The organism is Acidocella sp. C78, from assembly GCF_907164655.1.
Genome location: NZ_CAJQZK010000100.1, coordinates 1 through 15,808, shown reverse-complemented (window position 1 = coordinate 15,808; position 15,808 = coordinate 1). Strand labels below are relative to the sequence as shown.

The following is a 15,808-nucleotide window of genomic DNA, read 5'->3' as shown; positions in this document are numbered from 1 at the left end:
CCTGCTTCGGGCAGGGTTGGTCGTGATCCTGTCACTACGCACATGATGTGCAGATCGAAGGAACGAGTCGATGAACGATGCCAAAACCGCCCTCGGGCGCAAGATATTGCAGATCAAGAAAACGAAGGGCTTGAGCTGGACGGAGATCGCCGCGAGGCTTGGTCATTCGCCGGTCTGGGTCTGCGCGGCCTGCATGGGCCAGATGTCCATGACCGCCGAGACCGCGGAAAAGGCGGCGCTGCTGCTTGGCCTCGATCCTGAGGAGACCGCGCTACTAGCGGAAATCCCGTATCGCGGGTCGCTGCCGACCGAGGTGCCGACCGATCCGTTGATCTATCGCTTTTACGAACTGGTGTCGGTCTATGGGACAACCTGGAAGGAACTTATCCAGGAAGAGTTCGGCGATGGCATCATGAGCGCGATCGACTTCGACATGGCGATCGAACGCCAGCCCGACCAGAAAGGCGACCGCGTGAAAGTAACGATGAGCGGGAAATTCCTTCCCTACAAGCGGTATTAGACTGAAGTTTTTACTTGGGAATGACCTGAACGTGGCGGATAGCCTCGCGTAGCGCTGATTTCTTGCGAGCGTTTTGTGTCCATAAATGGGGCTTGCGGTGCGACTCGATCTGTGATTCGCTCGGGTTATGTTCATCGATGTGGTTCCGAATGGCCGATCGGCGCCGGCCGTGCTGTTGCGGGAGAGTTTCCGCGAGGGGCGGAAGGTTCACAAGCGTACCATCGCCAATCTGAGCCAGATGCCGCCCGCGTTGATCGATGGCCTACGAGCGCTGCTCGCGGGTGGCGCGGTGGTTGGTGGTGCCGATCAGGCGCTGGAGATCCGGCGTTCGCTGCCGCATGGTCATGTGGCGGCGGCACTCGGGATGATGCGCAAGCTCGGGATACCCCGCCTGCTGGGCCGGAGGGCGTCGCGCGAGCGCAGTCTCGCCCTGGCGCTGATCGCCGGCCGGGTGATCGCGCCGGGATCGAAGCTCTCGACCCTGCGCGGCCTGAACCCGGAGACCGCAACATCGAGCCTCGGGCAGATGCTTGATCTCGGTGTCATTGAAGAGCGCGAGATCTATGCGGCGCTGGACTGGCTGGGCACGCAGCAGGGGCGGATCGAACGGGAGTTTGCAAGGCGCCATCTGCGCGACGGCACGCTGGTGCTCTACGACGTCAGTTCATCCTACCTCGAAGGCCGGCATTGCGAACTGGCACACCACGGATACAGCCGGGATCACCGGCCCGATCGGCCGCAGATCGTCTATGGTCTGCTGTGCGATCGCGAGGGGCGGCCGATCGCAGTGGAAGTGTTCGAAGGCAACACCGCCGATCCGGCGACGATCGCCGCCCAGGTGGAGAAACTCAAGCGCCGGTTCCATCTCGAGCGCGTCGTCCTGGTGGGTGATCGCGGAATGATCACCACGGCGCGGATCCGCGAGACGATCAAGCCGGCGGGGCTGGACTGGATCAGCTGCCTGCGCGCGGGGCAGATCCAGGATCTTGCCGAGGGACCGCTGCAGATGTCGCTGTTCGACGAGCGCGATATCGCCGCGATCACGTCGCCCGATTATCCGGGCGAGCGGCTGATCGCCTGTCGCAACGCCGCCCTGGCGACCGAACGACGGCGCAAGCGCGAGGCGCTGCTCGTGGCCACCGAGACGGAACTGGCGCGGATCCGGGATGCGACACGGCGCAAACGCGCTCCTCTTCATGGCGAGGCCGCGATCGGGCTGGCGGTGGGGGCGGTGATCAACCAGCGCAAGATGGCCAAGCATTTCGATCTCACCATCACCGCCAGCCGCTTCGATTTCCAGCGCAACGCCGCCAGCATCGCGCGCGAGGCGGCCCTCGACGGCATCTATGTCATCCGCACCAGTGTGAGCGCGGACGTCATGAGCGAGACCGAAGCCGTGTCAGCCTACAAGGATCTCTCACGGGTGGAACGGGCGTTCCGGTCCCTCAAATCGGTCGATCTCGCGATCCGCCCGGTGCATCACTGGCTCTCGCCGCGGGTGCGTGCCCACGTCTTCCTCTGCATGATGGCCTATTACGTCGAATGGCATCTGCGCGACGCCCTCAAGCCCCTGCTGTTCCAGGATCACGACCGGCCAGGCGCGGAAACTGAACGCTCATCGCCGGTTGCCCCCGCATCGATATCCCCGGCCGCCGATCGCAAGCGCGGGCGACGCCGCAACGACCAGAACCTGCCGATTTCGAGCTTCACCGACCTGATGGCGCATCTCGCCACACAGACCCTCAACACCGCCTCCCTACCCAAGGCGCCGAACGCCACCTTCACCGCTCTGGCAAACCCCACGTCGCTGCAAACCACCGCCTTCGCCCTGATCGGGATCGACCCCATGCGTGTCCAGTAAGCGGCAAAATCAGATCTCGAAGTTCACCGATAAATACAGGGAATTTGCTTTCGAATCAGTGAAAACTTCAGATTAGAGCACTTTCCGATTCATCCGGATCGGATGATGCTCTAATGTGATCCTCCTGCTTGCGGGAAATGTTGCGCGGCGCGGAGACAACGGTCGCGTCGTGGAACAGCGCAGTGTGTAGACCCCACGAAAATACACTGTATGATTATTCACTTGTGAAAAATCGAATTTTGCTGATCTTGCCGCGATGTTTTAGCGGCGGGCAATATTGGGATTTGCAAGGTCTGGGAGACCTGAGTGGGAAAACCTTGCAAAGCCGTTGGAGCGTTGCGCGGTGGTCGCGATCGTGATTCATCGGCGCGCACCCCGTTGCCTACTCGACCGTGACGGATTTGGCGAGGTTGCGTGGCTGGTCCACATCCGTGCCTTTCAGGATGGCGACGTGGTAGGCCAGAAGCTGGACCGGGATGGCGTAGAGCAGGGGGGCGACGAACGGCGCGCAGTCGGGCAGGATCACGGTGCGCTCGGCGATGCCGGAGAGGCGCGCGGCGCCGGCGCGGTCGCTGAACAGGATGATCCGCCCGCCACGGGCCGCGGCTTCCTGCAGGTTGGAGGCGGTTTTTTCGAACAGCGGGCCGGAGGGCAGCACGGCGATGACCGGCACCGAGGGGTCGATCAGCGCGATCGGCCCGTGCTTCATTTCGCCGGCGGGATAGCCCTCGGCATGGATGTAGCTGAGTTCCTTGAGCTTCAGCGCGCCTTCAAGGGCGATCGGCATCATCGAACCGCGGCCGAAGAACAGCACGTCGCGCGCATCGCGGATGTCTTCGGCGAGGGCGCGGATGTCTGCGTCATCGGCGAGGAGCTGGGCCATCTTGCCGGGAAGTTCCATCAGGGCGGCGACCAGCGGCGCGATTTCGGCGTCGCTGCGCGCGCCGCGGGCGCGGGCGAGGGCGAGGGTGAAGCCGGCGAGCACGGCGAGCTGCGCGGTGAAGGCCTTGGTGCTGGCAACGCTGATTTCCGGGCCAGCGATGGTTTCCAGCATCAGGTCGCTCTCGCGCGCCATCGTGCTTTCCGGCACGTTGACCACCGACATCACCTTGCAGCCCTGGCGTTTCATGTAGCGCAGCGCCGCCATGGTGTCGGCGGTTTCGCCGGACTGGCTGATGACGAGGCCGAGCCCCGCTTGGTCGAGCGGCGGTTCGCGGTAGCGGAATTCGCTGGCCACATCGGCATCGACCGCGATCCGCGCGATGTCTTCGAGCCAGTAACGGGCCGTCAGGCCGGCATAGAAGGCCGAGCCGCAGGCCGAGAGGCTGATGCGCGGGATGGCGGCGAGATCGATCGCGAGATCCGGCAGGACCGGCAGGCGGGTTGCCGGATCGATCATGCGGTTCAGCGTGTCGCCGATGATCGCGGGGTTCTCGTGCAGCTCCTTTTCCATGAAATGGCGGAAATTGCCCTTGCCGATGGATGCGCCGGTCAGGCGGGTCAGCTTGACCTCGCGGGTGACCGGGTTGTTCGCGGCGTCGCGGAATTCGGCACCGCTGCGCGAGACGATCACCCAGTCGCCATCGTCGAGATAGGCGATGCGGCGGGTGAGCGGCGCGAGGGCGAGGGCGTCGGAGCCGAGATACATCTCGTCCTCGCCGAAGCCGACCGCGAGCGGGGCGCCGCGCTGCGCGCCGATGATCAGCTCGGGATGGCCGGCAAAGATCAGCGCCAGCGCATAGGCGCCTTCGAGCCGGGCGAAGGCGGCGGCGGCGGCCTCGACCGGCGGAAGACCGCGGGCGAGGTGAAGGTCGACGAGCTGGGCGACGGTTTCGGTGTCGGTCTCGGTGGAGAAGACCTGGCCGGCGGCTTCAAGCTCGGCGCGCAGGTCGGCATGGTTCTCGATGATGCCGTTATGCACCACGGCGACGCGGGCGGTGCCGTGAGGATGGGCGTTGCCCTCGGTGGGGGCGCCATGCGTGGCCCAGCGGGTGTGGCCGATGCCGGTGGTGCCGGCGAGCGGGGACGCGGCGATGGAGGCGGCGAGATTGGCGAGCTTGCCCTCGGCCCGGCGGCGGGTGATCGCGCCCTCGACCAGGGTGGCGATGCCCGCGCTGTCATAGCCGCGATAGGCGAGGCGGGAGAGGCCATCGAGCAGCAGGGGGGCGGCGTCGTGCCGCCCGATGAGTCCGACGATGCCGCACATCAGCGTTTTCCCTTCGTCATGCGGAGTTCGGCGGCGCGGCCGGGCTTTTCGACCTGCCGGCCGCGGGCGAGCGCCAGCGCGTCCGCCGCCACCGGATCGGTGATGACGCTGCCGGCGGCGATGATCGCGCGGTCGCCCACCGAAACCGGGGCGACGAGGGCGACGTCCGAGCCGATGAAGGCGTCGGCGCCGATCGTGGTGCGATGCTTGGCGAAGCCGTCGTAATTGCAGGTGATGGTGCCGGCGCCGATATTGGCGCGCGGGCCGATTTCGGCGTCGCCGAGATAGGTGAGGTGGTTGGCCTTCGCCCCCGCGCCGAGGCGGGCGGCCTTGAGCTCGACGAAATTGCCGACATGGGCGCCGGCGCCGATCTCGCTGCCCGGGCGCAGCCGCGCATAGGGGCCGATGACGGCGCCGGCGGCGATCGTGCAGCCCTCGAGATGGGAGAAGGCGCGGATCATGACATCCGGCCCGACCGCAACACCGGCGCCGAAAACAACGTGCGGCTCGATCGTGACATCGGCGGCGAGCGCGGTGTCCGCGGCGAGGAAGACGGTTTCGGGGGCGGTCATGGTCACGCCGGCGGCGAGGGCGGCGGCGCGCAGGCGGGACTGCATCGCCGCCTCGGCGGCGGCGAGTTCGGCGCGGGAATTCACCCCCCGGCACTCGTCCCACGGCGCCTCGACCACGGCGACGGTCGCACCCTCGGCGCGGGCGACGGCGACGAGGTCGGTGAGATAGTATTCGCCCTTCGCGTTGCCATTGCCGATCTGTCCGAGCCAGCGGCGCATGTCGGTGGCGGCGGCGGAGAAGCCGCCGACATTGCACAGGCCGATGGCGCGCTCGGCCTCGCTCGCGTCGGCGAATTCGACGATGCGCTCGGCGAAGCCGGCCGGGCCGACGATGCGGCCGAAGGCGCCGGGCTCCGGCGGCCTCGTGCCGAGCAGCACAAGTGCGGCATCCCCCGCGCCGAGCCGCGCGCCGAGGCGCTGGAGCGTCGCGCCGCTGACCAGCGGATTGTCGCCATAGACGATGGTGACGGCGCCCGCGCCGAAACGGTCCGCGGCGGCAAGGGCGGCATGGGCGGTGCCGAGGCGCTCGCGCTGGATCACGGTGGGGTGCGGGGCGGCGGCGCGGGCGACATCGTCCATGTCCGGGCCGGTGACGACCGCGGTTTCGGCGAACACCGTCTTGCAGGCGGCGAGCAGATGGGCGAGCATCGGCTGGCCGGCGATGCGGTGCAGCACCTTGGGGCGGCTCGACTTCATGCGGGTGCCGAGGCCGGCGGCAAGAATCACGGCGGTATTGTGCATGCGCGAAGCGGTAGCCCTGGCCCGCCGCTTCTGTAAAGTGGCCTGCCATCAAATAGAATTTCGGAGTGTGTCATGAACACTGCACGCGGTGTTGTTTTCGACCTCGACGGCACGGTGATCGACAGCCTGCCCGACCTTGCCGCGGCGTTGAACCGCTCGCTGGCCCGCCACGGCGCGGCGCCGGTGGCGCGGGAGGATGTGGCGCCGATGGTCGGCGATGGCGCGCGGATGCTGCTGAAACGGGGCTACGAAGCGCGCGGGATGACGCCGGAGGCCGAGGACGAGGCGATATTTCTGGCCGATTACGAGGCGCATGTGACCGACCTCACCGAACCCTATCCGGGCATCGTGATGGCGCTGGAAACGCTGATGGCGCGGGGCTTCCGGCTTGGCATGTGCACCAACAAGCCGGAGGCCTCGGCGCGCAAGGTGCTGACGGCGCTGGATCTCGACCGGTTCTTTCCGGTGCTGATCGGCGGGGACGCCACGAATTTCCGCAAGCCTGACCCGCGCCATCTCGGTGCCGTGCTGGAGGCGATGACGATCGCGCCGCGGGAGGCAGTCATGGTCGGCGATCATCACAACGACATCGCCACGGCGGAAGGGCTCGGCGTTGCCTCGATTTTCGTCCGCTGGGGCTATGGCCGGGCGGAGGGCACGATCGCCATCGGCGAGACCGCGGCGCTGGTGCCGGCGGTGGAGCGGTTGCTCGGCGCGGCCTGAGCCGTCCGCCCGGATTTCCGGCGCTTGGCATGACGCATCCGGCCTTGACGGGGGCGGCGCGATGGACCATTTGCGTAAACAGGACCTGTGTTGTCCACAATCGGGTGTGTCATGCTGAGACTATCGCGTCTGACCGACTATGCGGTGGTGGTGCTGGTGCGTCTTGCCCAGGCCGCCACGGTGGAAACCGCCCCCGCGATTGCGGCGGGCACCGGGATTCCGGAGCCGACCGTGGCCAAGGTGCTGAAGGGCCTGGCGCAATCCGGCCTCGTGCTGTCGCAGCGCGGGGCGCATGGCGGCTATCGGCTCGGGCGGCCGCTTTCCGCGATTCCGATTGCCGATGTGATCGTCGCGATCGACGGGCCGATCGCGCTGACCGCCTGCGTCGAGGGCACGGGCGGGGCGTGCGACAGCGCGTCTCTCTGCCCGATGGCGGGGCGCTGGGGCGTGGTGAACGACGCGATCAGCGAGGCGCTCGGCGCGATCACGCTGGATGACATGCAGGCGGCGTCCCTGCCCAGGGCGCTGCGGGTCGATGAAGCGGATCTCGCGGCGCGCGCGCCGTCAACTGTCGAATAGGGGTTTCAATGCCTGCGGTGAATGAGACGATCGAGACTGTCGACCGGATATCGGGCGGCGGCTACAAGTTCGGCTTCGAGACCAATATCGAGATGGAGTTCGCGCCCAAGGGGCTGAACGAGGACATCGTCCGGCTCATCTCGGCGAAGAAGGGCGAGCCGGAATGGCTGCTCGAATGGCGGCTCAAGGCGTATCGCGCCTGGCTGTCGATGGAGGACCCGGCCTGGGCGCGCATCCATCATCCCAGGATCGACTATCAGGACCTGCATTATTACGCGGCGCCGAAGAAGCCGGCGCCGAAATCGCTCGACGAGGTCGATCCCGAACTGCTCGCGATGTACGAGAAGCTCGGCATTCCGCTGAACGAGCGCGCGGCGCTGGCGGGCATTGCCGTCGATGCGGTGTTCGACAGCGTTTCGGTCGCGACGACGTTCCGCGACACGCTGGCCAAGGCCGGGGTGATCTTCTGCTCGATTTCCGAGGCGGTGCGCGAGCATCCCGAACTGGTGCGGAAATATCTCGGCAGCGTCGTGCCGGCGGGCGACAATTATTACGCGGCGCTGAACTCGGCGGTGTTCTCGGACGGCAGCTTCGTGTTCGTGCCGAAGGGCGTGCGCTGCCCGATGGAGCTTTCGACCTATTTCCGCATCAACGCGCGCAATACCGGGCAGTTCGAGCGCACGCTGATCGTCGCCGAGGCGGGGGCCAGCGTGTCGTATCTCGAGGGCTGCACGGCGCCGATGCGCGACGAGAACCAGCTTCACGCCGCGGTGGTCGAACTCGTTGCGCTCGACGAGGCGACGATCAAGTATTCGACCGTGCAGAACTGGTATCCGGGCGATGCCGAGGGGCGCGGCGGAATTTACAATTTCGTCACCAAGCGCGGCGCCTGCCGGGGGCGGAACTCGAAGATTTCCTGGACCCAGGTGGAAACCGGCTCGGCGATCACCTGGAAATATCCCTCCTGCATCCTGCAGGGCGAGGGGTCGACCGGCGAGTTCTACTCGGTGGCGGTGACGAACAATTTCCAGCAGGCCGATACCGGCACCAAGATGATCCACCTGGCGCCGAACACCACGAGCACGATCGTCTCGAAGGGGATTTCGGCCGGGCGGTCGAACAACACCTATCGCGGGCTGGTGCGGATCATGCCGCGGGCGATGAATGCGCGGAATTTCACCCAGTGCGACAGCCTGCTGATCGGCGATCGCTGCGGCGCGCATACGGTGCCCTATATCGAGAGCCGCAACCGCACGGCGAAGGTGGAGCATGAGGCGACGACCTCGAAGATCGCCGACGACCAGCTGTTCTACTGCCGCGCGCGCGGGCTTTCGGAAGAGGACGCGGTGGGGCTGCTGGTCAACGGCTTCTGCCGGGATGTTTTGAAGGAATTGCCGATGGAGTTCGCGGTCGAGGCGCAGAAGCTGCTCGCCGTGTCTCTCGAAGGCTCCGTGGGCTGAGGACACAACATGCTTGAAATCAAGGGACTGACCGCGACCATCGATGGCAAGGAGATCCTGCGCGGGATCGACCTGACCGTGCCGGAGGGCGAGATTCACGCGATCATGGGGCCGAACGGGGCGGGGAAATCCACCCTGTCCTATGTGCTGTCGGGCCGCGAGGGCTACGAGGTGACCGGCGGCAGCGTGACGTATAACGGCGCCGACCTGCTGGCGATGGAGCCGGAGGAGCGGGCGGCGGCCGGGGTGTTTCTCGCGTTCCAGTATCCGGTCGAGCTGCCGGGGGTGGGCAACGCCAATTTCATCCGCACCGCGCTGAACGCGATCCGCCGGGCGCGCGGCGAGGCGGAACTTGACGCCGTGCAGTTCCTCAAGGAAGCGCGGGCGGCGGTGACGGCGCTGAAGATGCCGGACGACATGCTGAAGCGGAACGTCAATGTCGGGTTCTCGGGCGGTGAGAAGAAGCGCAACGAGGTGTTGCAGATGGCGCTGCTCAAGCCGACCCTGGCGCTGCTCGACGAGACCGATTCCGGGCTCGATATCGATGCGCTCAAGATTGTCGCCCAGGGGGTGAACGCGCTGCGCGGGCCCGCGTTCTCGGCGCTGGTCATCACGCATTACCAGAGGCTGCTCGACCATATCGTGCCGGACCGCGTGCACGTGCTGGCGGCCGGCAAGATCGTGCGTTCCGGCGGGCCGGAGCTTGCGCTCGAACTGGAGGCCAACGGCTATGCGGGGCTGGAGGCGGCATGAGCGGGACCGACCTGCTCGACGGCTTCGACCTCGCGGCGCTGCCGGGCGCATCCGCGCGGGAGGCGGCGTCGGCGCGGCTGCGCGCCGGCGGCTGGCCGACGAGGCGCGACGAGGCCTGGCACTATACCGATCTCGCGGCCGGGCTGCGTGGTTTCGCTCTCGGCCCCGCCCCGGCGGTGGAGGTCGCGGCTGAACTGCCGGAAGGCCAGCGCGTTGTGTTCGTCAATGGCCGGTTCGATGCGGCGCGCTCGACCGCGCCCGACTGGGTGGGTCGCCTCGGCGGCGCGGCGGCCGATACGGCGCGCGGCGGTGTGGTCGTCGCGTTGAACACCGCGCTGGCTGAGGATGGCGTGGCCATCACCCTGGCGCCGGGGCAGCAGGGCGGCACGCTGTTCCTGGTGACGCTGGCGGCCGGCCGGGGCGAGACGATGCCGGCCATCGCGCCGCGCCACCGGATCGCGCTCGGCGCCGGTGCGACGCTGACGCTGATCGAAACCGCGCGGGGCGAGGGGAGCTACCTGCACGCGCCGGTCTTCGAGGTGGAGCTTGGCGAGGGGGCGCGGCTCAACCATTACCGGTTGCAGGACGAATCCGGCGAGGCCGTGCATGTCGCCACCATTTTCGCCGAGATCGCCGGCGGGGCGGGCTATGAGAGCTTCACCCTCAATCGCGGCGCGCGGCTCAGTCGCAACGAGACCCATGCCCGGCTCACCGGCCCTGCGGCGGATGTCCATCTCAACGCGGCGCAGTTGCTGAACGGCACCCAGCATGGCGACGTGACCACGGTGGTGCGGCATGACGCGCCGGACTGCGCCTCGCGGCAGACGGTGAAGTCGGTCCTGGCCGGGGCGGCGCGCGGCGTGTTCCAGGGGCGGATCGAGGTCGATCGCATCGCCCAGAAAACCGATGGCTACCAGATGAACCAGGCGCTGCTGCTCTCGGACGAGGCGGAGATCGACAGCAAGCCGGAGCTGGAAATCTTCGCCGATGACGTGAAGTGCAGCCATGGTGCTACGATCGGCGCGCTCGATCCCGAACAGCTTTTCTACCTGCGCAGCCGCGGCGTGCCGGCGGCGGAGGCGAAGTCGATCCTGATCCGCGCCTTTCTCGACGAGGCGCTGGAGCCGGTGACCGACGAGGCGGCGCGTGCCGTCTTCGAGGCGGCGATCGGCGCCTGGTGGCGGGAGGGCGCATGAGCGCGGCCATCGAGCAGCCGGGTTTCGACATCGCGCGCATCCGCGCCGATTTCCCGATCCTGTCGCAGTCGGTGCATGGCAGGAAGCTGGTGTTTCTCGACAGCGGCGCCTCGGCGCAGAAGCCGCGCGCGGTGATCGACGCGATGGTCCGCTCGATGGAGACGCGCTACGCCAATGTCCATCGCGGGCTGCACTGGCTGAGCGAGCGCGCCTCGGACGATTACGAGGCGGCGCGCGACAAGGTGGCGTCCTTCCTCAACGCGGCGCGGGAAGAGATCGTTTTCGTGCGGAACGCGACCGAGGGGATCAACCTCGTCGCCGCGACGTTCGGGCGCTCGGCGCTGCGTCCGGGCGATGCGGTGGTGGTGAGCGAGATGGAGCACCACGCCAATCTCGTGCCCTGGCAGATGCTGCGGGAGTCGCACGGGATCGAGCTGCGCATCGTGAAGATTACCGATTCCGGGGAACTGGATTTCGCCGATCTGGAGCGGCAATTCGCCGACGGGCGGGTGCGGCTGCTGGCGATCACCCATATGTCGAACGTGCTCGGCACCTATACGCCGGTCGAGCGGCTCGCCGCCTTCGCGCATGAGTGCGGGGCGCGGCTGCTGCTCGATGGCGCGCAGGCGGTGGTGCACCGGGCGGTCGATGTTCGCGCCATCGATGCGGATTTCTACGTGTTTTCCGGCCACAAGCTCTATGGCCCCTCCGGCATCGGGGTGCTGTTCGGCAAGCGCGAGCTGCTCGATGCGATGCCGCCCTTCCTTGGCGGCGGCGACATGATCCGCAGCGTGAGCTACGAAAAGTCGACTTGGGCCGAGCCACCCTATCGCTTTGAGGCGGGGACGCCGGCGATCGTCGAGGCGGTGGGCCTGGCGGCGGCGATCGATTACGTGAACGCGATCGGCTTTCCGGCGATCGCCGCGCATGAGCGGGCGCTGACCGATCACGCGCTGGCGACGCTCGATGCGATCGGCGGGGTGAACGTGGTCGGGCGGGCGCAGGACCGCGGCGGGGTGGTCGCCTTCACGATGGACGGGGTGCATGCGCACGACGTCGCCACCCTGCTCGACAAGCAGGGGATCGCAGTACGCGCCGGGCACCATTGCGCCGAGCCGCTGACCCGTCGGCTCGGGCTCGACAGCACCGCCCGCGCGACCTTTGGCGTCTATACGACGATGGAGGAGATCGACGCGCTGGCGGCGGGACTGCGGCGCGTGCAGCAGGTGTTCGGCGGATGAGCGGTGCGGCGGATATCGGCGATCTGTATCAGCGTCTGATCATGGAGCGCGCCCGCGCGCCGCTGCATGCCGGCCGGCCGGAGCGCTTCGACGCCGAGGCGGAGGGCGACAACCCGATGTGCGGCGACCGGGTGCACCTGCGGCTGAGCTGCGCGGCCGGGGCGATCGGCGAGGTTTGGCATGAGACCCGCGGCTGCGCCATCTGCATCGCCTCGGCCGATCTGATGGCCGATGCGGTGGCCGGGCGCCCGCGCGCGGCGGCCGAGGAAATGGCCGGCGCGTTCGAGGCGATGGTGGCGAGCGGGGCGGTGCCCGACCGCGCGGAATTCAGCGCGTTGCGGGCGCTGTCGGGCGTTCATGAATACCGCTCGCGCCACCGCTGCGCCACACTTCCCTGGCAGGCGCTGCGCGCCGCGCTGACCAAGACGATGGAGACCGGACATGGCGGATGACATGGCCAGGACCGAACCCGTGACCACCTGGACGCCGGAGGGCGAAACCCCACCGCTGGTGAGCGAGGAGAACGTGATCGCGGCGATCGCCACGGTCTATGACCCGGAGATTCCGGTGAACATCTTCGAGCTCGGGCTGATCTATGCGATCGAGATCGAGGGCGGGGCGGTGAAGGTGGAAATGACGCTGACCGCGCCAGCCTGCCCCAGCGCGCAGGAACTGCCCGAGGCGGTGCGCCTTGCGGTGGGGACGGTGCCGGGGGTGAGCGAGGTGGAGGTCGAAACCGTGTGGGACCCGCCCTGGGATCCCTCGCGGATGAGCGACGAGGCGCGCCTCGCGCTCAACATGTTCTGAGGAGTCTGCGATGACCACGATCCGCACTGAATCCGCACCGCCGCGCCGCAGCCTGCCGCCGCTGATGCAGCTGACCGATGCGGCGGCCGACCGCCTGCGCGCGCTGTATGAAAGCGGGCAGCAGGGCCGGCTGCTGCGCATTGGCGTGGGCACCAAGGGGTGTTCCGGCCTGTCCTACGAGATGGAGTGGGTGGATGAGCCCGCGCCGACCGACGAGCAGGTGAGCGACAAGGGCGTGACCGTGCTGATCGACCGCAAGGCCACGCTGTTCCTGATCGGGACGGTGATGGACTACAAGGTGGAGACATTCTCCTCGGGCTTCACCTTCGAGAACCCGAACGAGAAGGGCCGCTGCGGCTGCGGCGAGAGTTTTCACGTCTGACGCGCACGCGCAGGGGGCGGCTCAGGCGATGTCTTCCAGCCCGTCCGCGGTGACGCGGCGAAAGAAGCAGTTATGCGCGCCGGTGTGGCAGGCCGGGCCGGTCTGCTCGACGAGGAGCAGCAGCGTGTCGCCATCGCAGTCGAGCCGCATGTCGATGAGGCGCTGCACATGGCCTGAGCTTTCGCCCTTGCGCCAGAGCTTGCCGCGGCTGCGGCTGAAATAGCAGACTTGCCCGGTGCCGAGGGTCTCGGCGATCGACTCCGCGTTCATCCACGCCATCATCAGGATTTCGCCGGTATCGTGCTGCTGGGCGATGGCGGGAATGAGACCGGCTTCGTTGAAGCGGGCGGCGGTGATGACGGGATGGGTCATGCCGTGCCGTCCGGGCTGTAGCCGTCCTGCAATTCGCCGGCCATGCAGGGCGGCGAGGCGCAGGCGGTGCGGGCCTGGCCACGCAGCACGGCCAGGCCTTGTTCGAGATCGGCGATCAGATCGTCGGTGTGTTCGAGGCCGATTTGCAGGCGCAGCATCTCGCCGCCGAACCGGCCGGTGCCCTCGGTGCGGGTGATGGTGTTGGTGGTCGGCAGGGCGAGGCTCTCGTAGCCGCCCCAGGAGGCGCCGATGCCGAACAGGCGCAGCGCGTCGGCCATCGCGCAGACGGCGTCGTAATCGTGCTCGGGCTGGAACACCACGCCGAACAGGCCACAGCCGCCGGTGAAGTCGCGCTTCCAGAATTCGTGGCCGGGACAGGAGGGCAAAGCGGGGTGCAGCACGCGCAGCACTTCCGGCCGGCCGGCGAGCCAGGTGGCGACGGCGAGGGCCGCCCGTTCCTGCTCGGCGAGGCGGACGGCGAGGGTGCGCGCGCCGCGCAGGGCCAGCCAGCAATCGTCCGGTGAGGCATACTGGCCCAGATCGAGCGCGCCGGCGCGCAGCCAGGCCCAGTCCGCATCGGTGGCCACGGTGATGGCGCCGAGCACGATGTCGGAATGGCCGCCGACATATTTCGTCAGCGCCTGGATCGACACGTCGACCCCGTGGCGGAACGGCTGGAAGGTGCGGATGCCCCAGGTGTTGTCCATGAACAGCTTGGCGCCATGGGCATGGGCGACGCGGGCGAGCATCGGCACGTCCTGCACCTCGAAGGTGTGGCTGCCGGGGCTTTCGGAAAAGAGGGCGGTGGTTTGCGGGCGCAGCAGCGCCGCCAGCCGGTCTTCGGTGATGAGGGGATCGTAATAGGTGGTGGCGACGCCGTAGCGCGCGAGCACGCTGTCGCAGAAGCGGCGCGTCGGGCCGTAGACCGAGTCGGGCACCAGCATGTGGTCGCCGGCCTTCAGCCAGGCGAGCAGCGGCACGGTGATGGCGGCAAGACCCGAGGAGACGATCTGGCAATGCGTGCCGCCCTCGATTTCGGCGACCACGTTTTCGAGCGCGAAATGGGTCTCAGTGCCGTAAAGCCCGTAGATTTCTTCCTGCTCCAGACGGCGCTGGCCGATTTCGCGGCGCGCGGCGCAGGAGGGATAGAGCACGGTGGAGCCGCGCACGAGCTTGGGATTGACGTAGCCGTGCGACTTGACCGGCCGGCGCGAGGCCAGAGAGAGGCGGGTTTCGAAGCGGTCGTTGGTCATGCGGGATCCTCTCCGGTGGCGACGGGGGTGTCGGGCAGGGCGCCCCATTCGGCCCAGGAGCCGTCATAAAGCGCGCCCATCGGCAAGCCGGCGCGGACCAGGCCGAGGGTGACGACGGCGGCGGTGACGCCGGAGCCGCACATCGTCACCGGCCGGGTTGATCCATCGATGCCGGCGGCGGCGAAGCGGGCGCGCAGCGCTTCGGGCGCAAGCATGGTAGCGTCGTCGCCCAGCAGTTCGGAATAGGGCAGCGAGCGGGCGCCGGGCACATGGCCGCCGCGCATGCCGGGGCGCGGCTCGGGCACCGCGGCGGCGTAGCGGCCGGCGGTGCGGGCATCGAGCAGGGTTTCGTGCCGCAGGGCGATATTGGCCTCGATCGCGGCCCGGTCGCGGATGCGGGCGGCATCGAGGCGGGGGGCGAAGCGCCCGCGTGGGCGCGGGCGCGCGGGCCGGAGTCGAGCCTTCGCCCTTCCTGGCGCCATTTGGGCAGCCCGCCATCGAGCACGGCGACGTTTTCATGGCCGAACACGCGGAACATCCACCAGCCGCGGGCCGCCGAGAACAGGCCGCGCTGGTCGTAGACGACGATGCGGGAATCGTTGCCGACGCCGAGCGCCTCAACCGCGGCGGCGAAGCCTGCCTCGTCCGGCAGCATGTGCGGCAACGGCGAGGCGGTGTCGGCGATCCGCTCGATATCGAAGAAGGCGGCGCCGGGCAGGTGGGCTGCCTCGAACAGGGCGGCCGCGTTCTGCGTTTCGTTGGGGAGGTAGAAAGACGCGTCGAAAAGGATCAGCGCCGGATCATCGAGTATCGCGGCGAGAGCCTCTGTTGAGATCAGCGGGGACGACATGGGCGAAGTGTAACGCGCCGGCAGCGGTTTGTCTCCCTGCCGGCGCGGGAAATCAGGCCATGGCCGGTTCCAGCATCCGCCGTACCTCGGCGGCCGCGGCGCGGCCCTTGATGGCGTCGCGCCAGGCGCCTTCGGCGACGCGCTGATGGGTCATCACCGCATCGTCGGCGCTGGTGATCATGGCGACGCCGGTCTGCGCGTCGGGCGGCGCATCGGTCGGGAATGGGTTCACCGCGAGGCAGGCGCGCTCGCGCGAGCGCAGGATGGCGAAGGGGCCGTTCGGATCGCCTCC

Annotated in this window: 16 protein-coding genes and 2 pseudogenes; 11 read left to right on the top strand and 7 right to left on the bottom strand. The window is 67.9% G+C overall.

Annotated features, from left to right (window positions below):
* The first annotated feature begins 70 nt into the window (after positions 1–70).
* A complete protein-coding gene (cynS, locus tag ACIDOCELLA78_RS95285) occupies positions 71–520 on the top strand; it encodes a cyanase (RefSeq protein WP_201729689.1) in 450 nt (149 codons plus the stop codon).
* 127 nt (positions 521–647) lie between these two features.
* Positions 648–2,381 carry an IS1634 family transposase gene (locus ACIDOCELLA78_RS95280; RefSeq protein WP_201727483.1) on the top strand — a complete coding sequence of 578 codons (1,734 nt, stop codon included), beginning with the start codon at positions 648–650 and terminating at the stop codon, positions 2,379–2,381.
* Positions 2,382–2,763: 382 nt separating this feature from the next.
* On the opposite strand, the gene glmS is transcribed toward ACIDOCELLA78_RS95280, so the two are convergent.
* Entirely contained in the window at positions 2,764–4,587 is a 1,824-nt protein-coding gene (glmS, locus tag ACIDOCELLA78_RS95275; protein ID WP_201729688.1) for a glutamine--fructose-6-phosphate transaminase (isomerizing), read from the bottom strand.
* The gene (glmU, locus tag ACIDOCELLA78_RS95270; protein ID WP_201729687.1) at positions 4,587–5,900 is read right to left on the bottom strand and encodes a bifunctional UDP-N-acetylglucosamine diphosphorylase/glucosamine-1-phosphate N-acetyltransferase GlmU; all 1,314 of its coding nucleotides are present in this window, start codon (positions 5,898–5,900) and stop codon (positions 4,587–4,589) included. Before glmU ends, glmS begins: the two co-directional genes overlap by 1 nt.
* A gap of 72 nt (positions 5,901–5,972) precedes the next feature.
* On the opposite strand from glmU, the gene gph reads away from it, so the two are divergent.
* The 9 genes from gph (at position 5,973) to ACIDOCELLA78_RS95225 (ending at position 13,041) form a co-directional block, all read left to right on the top strand.
* Positions 5,973–6,623, top strand: coding sequence for a phosphoglycolate phosphatase (gph, locus tag ACIDOCELLA78_RS95265; protein ID WP_201729686.1), 651 nt, complete (start codon positions 5,973–5,975; stop codon positions 6,621–6,623).
* Positions 6,624–6,734: 111 nt separating this feature from the next.
* Positions 6,735–7,202 carry an SUF system Fe-S cluster assembly regulator gene (locus tag ACIDOCELLA78_RS95260; RefSeq protein ID WP_201729685.1) on the top strand — a complete coding sequence of 156 codons (468 nt, stop codon included), beginning with the start codon at positions 6,735–6,737 and terminating at the stop codon, positions 7,200–7,202.
* Positions 7,203–7,210: 8 nt separating this feature from the next.
* Positions 7,211–8,662 (top strand): Fe-S cluster assembly protein SufB, encoded by a 1,452-nt coding sequence (gene sufB / locus ACIDOCELLA78_RS95255; protein ID WP_201729684.1) that lies wholly within the window; start codon positions 7,211–7,213, stop codon positions 8,660–8,662.
* A gap of 9 nt (positions 8,663–8,671) precedes the next feature.
* On the top strand, positions 8,672–9,415 hold the full coding sequence (sufC, locus tag ACIDOCELLA78_RS95250) for a Fe-S cluster assembly ATPase SufC (protein ID WP_201729683.1): 744 nt from the start codon (positions 8,672–8,674) through the stop codon (positions 9,413–9,415).
* Positions 9,412–10,611, top strand: coding sequence for a Fe-S cluster assembly protein SufD (gene sufD, locus ACIDOCELLA78_RS95245; protein ID WP_201729682.1), 1,200 nt, complete (start codon positions 9,412–9,414; stop codon positions 10,609–10,611). The genes sufC and sufD overlap by 4 nt, the downstream gene beginning before the upstream one ends.
* Positions 10,608–11,852 carry an aminotransferase class V-fold PLP-dependent enzyme gene (locus ACIDOCELLA78_RS95240; RefSeq protein WP_201729681.1) on the top strand — a complete coding sequence of 415 codons (1,245 nt, stop codon included), beginning with the start codon at positions 10,608–10,610 and terminating at the stop codon, positions 11,850–11,852. The genes sufD and ACIDOCELLA78_RS95240 overlap by 4 nt, the downstream gene beginning before the upstream one ends.
* Complete coding sequence (gene sufU / locus ACIDOCELLA78_RS95235) at positions 11,849–12,304, top strand: Fe-S cluster assembly sulfur transfer protein SufU (protein ID WP_201729680.1); 456 nt, start codon at positions 11,849–11,851, stop codon at positions 12,302–12,304. The genes ACIDOCELLA78_RS95240 and sufU overlap by 4 nt, the downstream gene beginning before the upstream one ends.
* On the top strand, positions 12,294–12,659 hold the full coding sequence (locus ACIDOCELLA78_RS95230) for a DUF59 domain-containing protein (RefSeq protein WP_174503321.1): 366 nt from the start codon (positions 12,294–12,296) through the stop codon (positions 12,657–12,659). The genes sufU and ACIDOCELLA78_RS95230 overlap by 11 nt, the downstream gene beginning before the upstream one ends.
* A 10-nt stretch (positions 12,660–12,669) precedes the next feature.
* Complete coding sequence (locus tag ACIDOCELLA78_RS95225) at positions 12,670–13,041, top strand: iron-sulfur cluster assembly accessory protein (RefSeq protein ID WP_201729679.1); 372 nt, start codon at positions 12,670–12,672, stop codon at positions 13,039–13,041.
* Positions 13,042–13,062: 21 nt separating this feature from the next.
* Here the strand turns inward: ACIDOCELLA78_RS95225 and hisI are convergent, their stop codons facing one another.
* The 5 genes and pseudogenes from hisI to ACIDOCELLA78_RS95200 form a co-directional block, all read right to left on the bottom strand.
* A complete protein-coding gene (gene hisI / locus ACIDOCELLA78_RS95220) occupies positions 13,063–13,413 on the bottom strand; it encodes a phosphoribosyl-AMP cyclohydrolase (protein ID WP_201729678.1) in 351 nt (116 codons plus the stop codon).
* Positions 13,410–14,666: a cystathionine beta-lyase gene (gene metC, locus ACIDOCELLA78_RS95215; RefSeq protein ID WP_201729677.1), complete on the bottom strand. Its 1,257-nt coding sequence runs from the start codon at positions 14,664–14,666 to the stop codon at positions 13,410–13,412. Before metC ends, hisI begins: the two co-directional genes overlap by 4 nt.
* Entirely contained in the window at positions 14,663–15,148 is a 486-nt protein-coding gene (locus ACIDOCELLA78_RS95210; protein WP_249676705.1) for a sulfurtransferase, read from the bottom strand. The genes metC and ACIDOCELLA78_RS95210 overlap by 4 nt, the downstream gene beginning before the upstream one ends.
* Positions 15,149–15,198: 50 nt before the next feature.
* Positions 15,199–15,516, bottom strand: a pseudogene (locus ACIDOCELLA78_RS95205) (rhodanese-like domain-containing protein); the annotation flags it as partial.
* A 52-nt stretch (positions 15,517–15,568) separates the two neighbouring features.
* A pseudogene (locus ACIDOCELLA78_RS95200) lies at positions 15,569–15,808 on the bottom strand (transcriptional regulator); the annotation flags it as partial.

What these genes read in the sequence shown, in the direction of transcription:
- cynS (WP_201729689.1), top strand. Translation starts at nt 71, where the DNA reads ATGAACGATGCCAAAACCGCCCTCGGGCGCAAGATATTGCAGATCAAG.
- ACIDOCELLA78_RS95280 (WP_201727483.1), top strand. Translation starts at nt 648, where the DNA reads ATGTTCATCGATGTGGTTCCGAATGGCCGATCGGCGCCGGCCGTGCTG.
- glmS (WP_201729688.1), bottom strand. Translation starts at nt 4,587, where the DNA reads ATGTGCGGCATCGTCGGACTCATCGGGCGGCACGACGCCGCCCCCCTG.
- glmU (WP_201729687.1), bottom strand. Translation starts at nt 5,900, where the DNA reads ATGCACAATACCGCCGTGATTCTTGCCGCCGGCCTCGGCACCCGCATG.
- gph (WP_201729686.1), top strand. Translation starts at nt 5,973, where the DNA reads ATGAACACTGCACGCGGTGTTGTTTTCGACCTCGACGGCACGGTGATC.
- ACIDOCELLA78_RS95260 (WP_201729685.1), top strand. Translation starts at nt 6,735, where the DNA reads ATGCTGAGACTATCGCGTCTGACCGACTATGCGGTGGTGGTGCTGGTG.
- sufB (WP_201729684.1), top strand. Translation starts at nt 7,211, where the DNA reads ATGCCTGCGGTGAATGAGACGATCGAGACTGTCGACCGGATATCGGGC.
- sufC (WP_201729683.1), top strand. Translation starts at nt 8,672, where the DNA reads ATGCTTGAAATCAAGGGACTGACCGCGACCATCGATGGCAAGGAGATC.
- sufD (WP_201729682.1), top strand. Translation starts at nt 9,412, where the DNA reads ATGAGCGGGACCGACCTGCTCGACGGCTTCGACCTCGCGGCGCTGCCG.
- ACIDOCELLA78_RS95240 (WP_201729681.1), top strand. Translation starts at nt 10,608, where the DNA reads ATGAGCGCGGCCATCGAGCAGCCGGGTTTCGACATCGCGCGCATCCGC.
- sufU (WP_201729680.1), top strand. Translation starts at nt 11,849, where the DNA reads ATGAGCGGTGCGGCGGATATCGGCGATCTGTATCAGCGTCTGATCATG.
- ACIDOCELLA78_RS95230 (WP_174503321.1), top strand. Translation starts at nt 12,294, where the DNA reads ATGGCGGATGACATGGCCAGGACCGAACCCGTGACCACCTGGACGCCG.
- ACIDOCELLA78_RS95225 (WP_201729679.1), top strand. Translation starts at nt 12,670, where the DNA reads ATGACCACGATCCGCACTGAATCCGCACCGCCGCGCCGCAGCCTGCCG.
- hisI (WP_201729678.1), bottom strand. Translation starts at nt 13,413, where the DNA reads ATGACCCATCCCGTCATCACCGCCGCCCGCTTCAACGAAGCCGGTCTC.
- metC (WP_201729677.1), bottom strand. Translation starts at nt 14,666, where the DNA reads ATGACCAACGACCGCTTCGAAACCCGCCTCTCTCTGGCCTCGCGCCGG.
- ACIDOCELLA78_RS95210 (WP_249676705.1), bottom strand. Translation starts at nt 15,148, where the DNA reads ATGGCGCCAGGAAGGGCGAAGGCTCGACTCCGGCCCGCGCGCCCGCGC.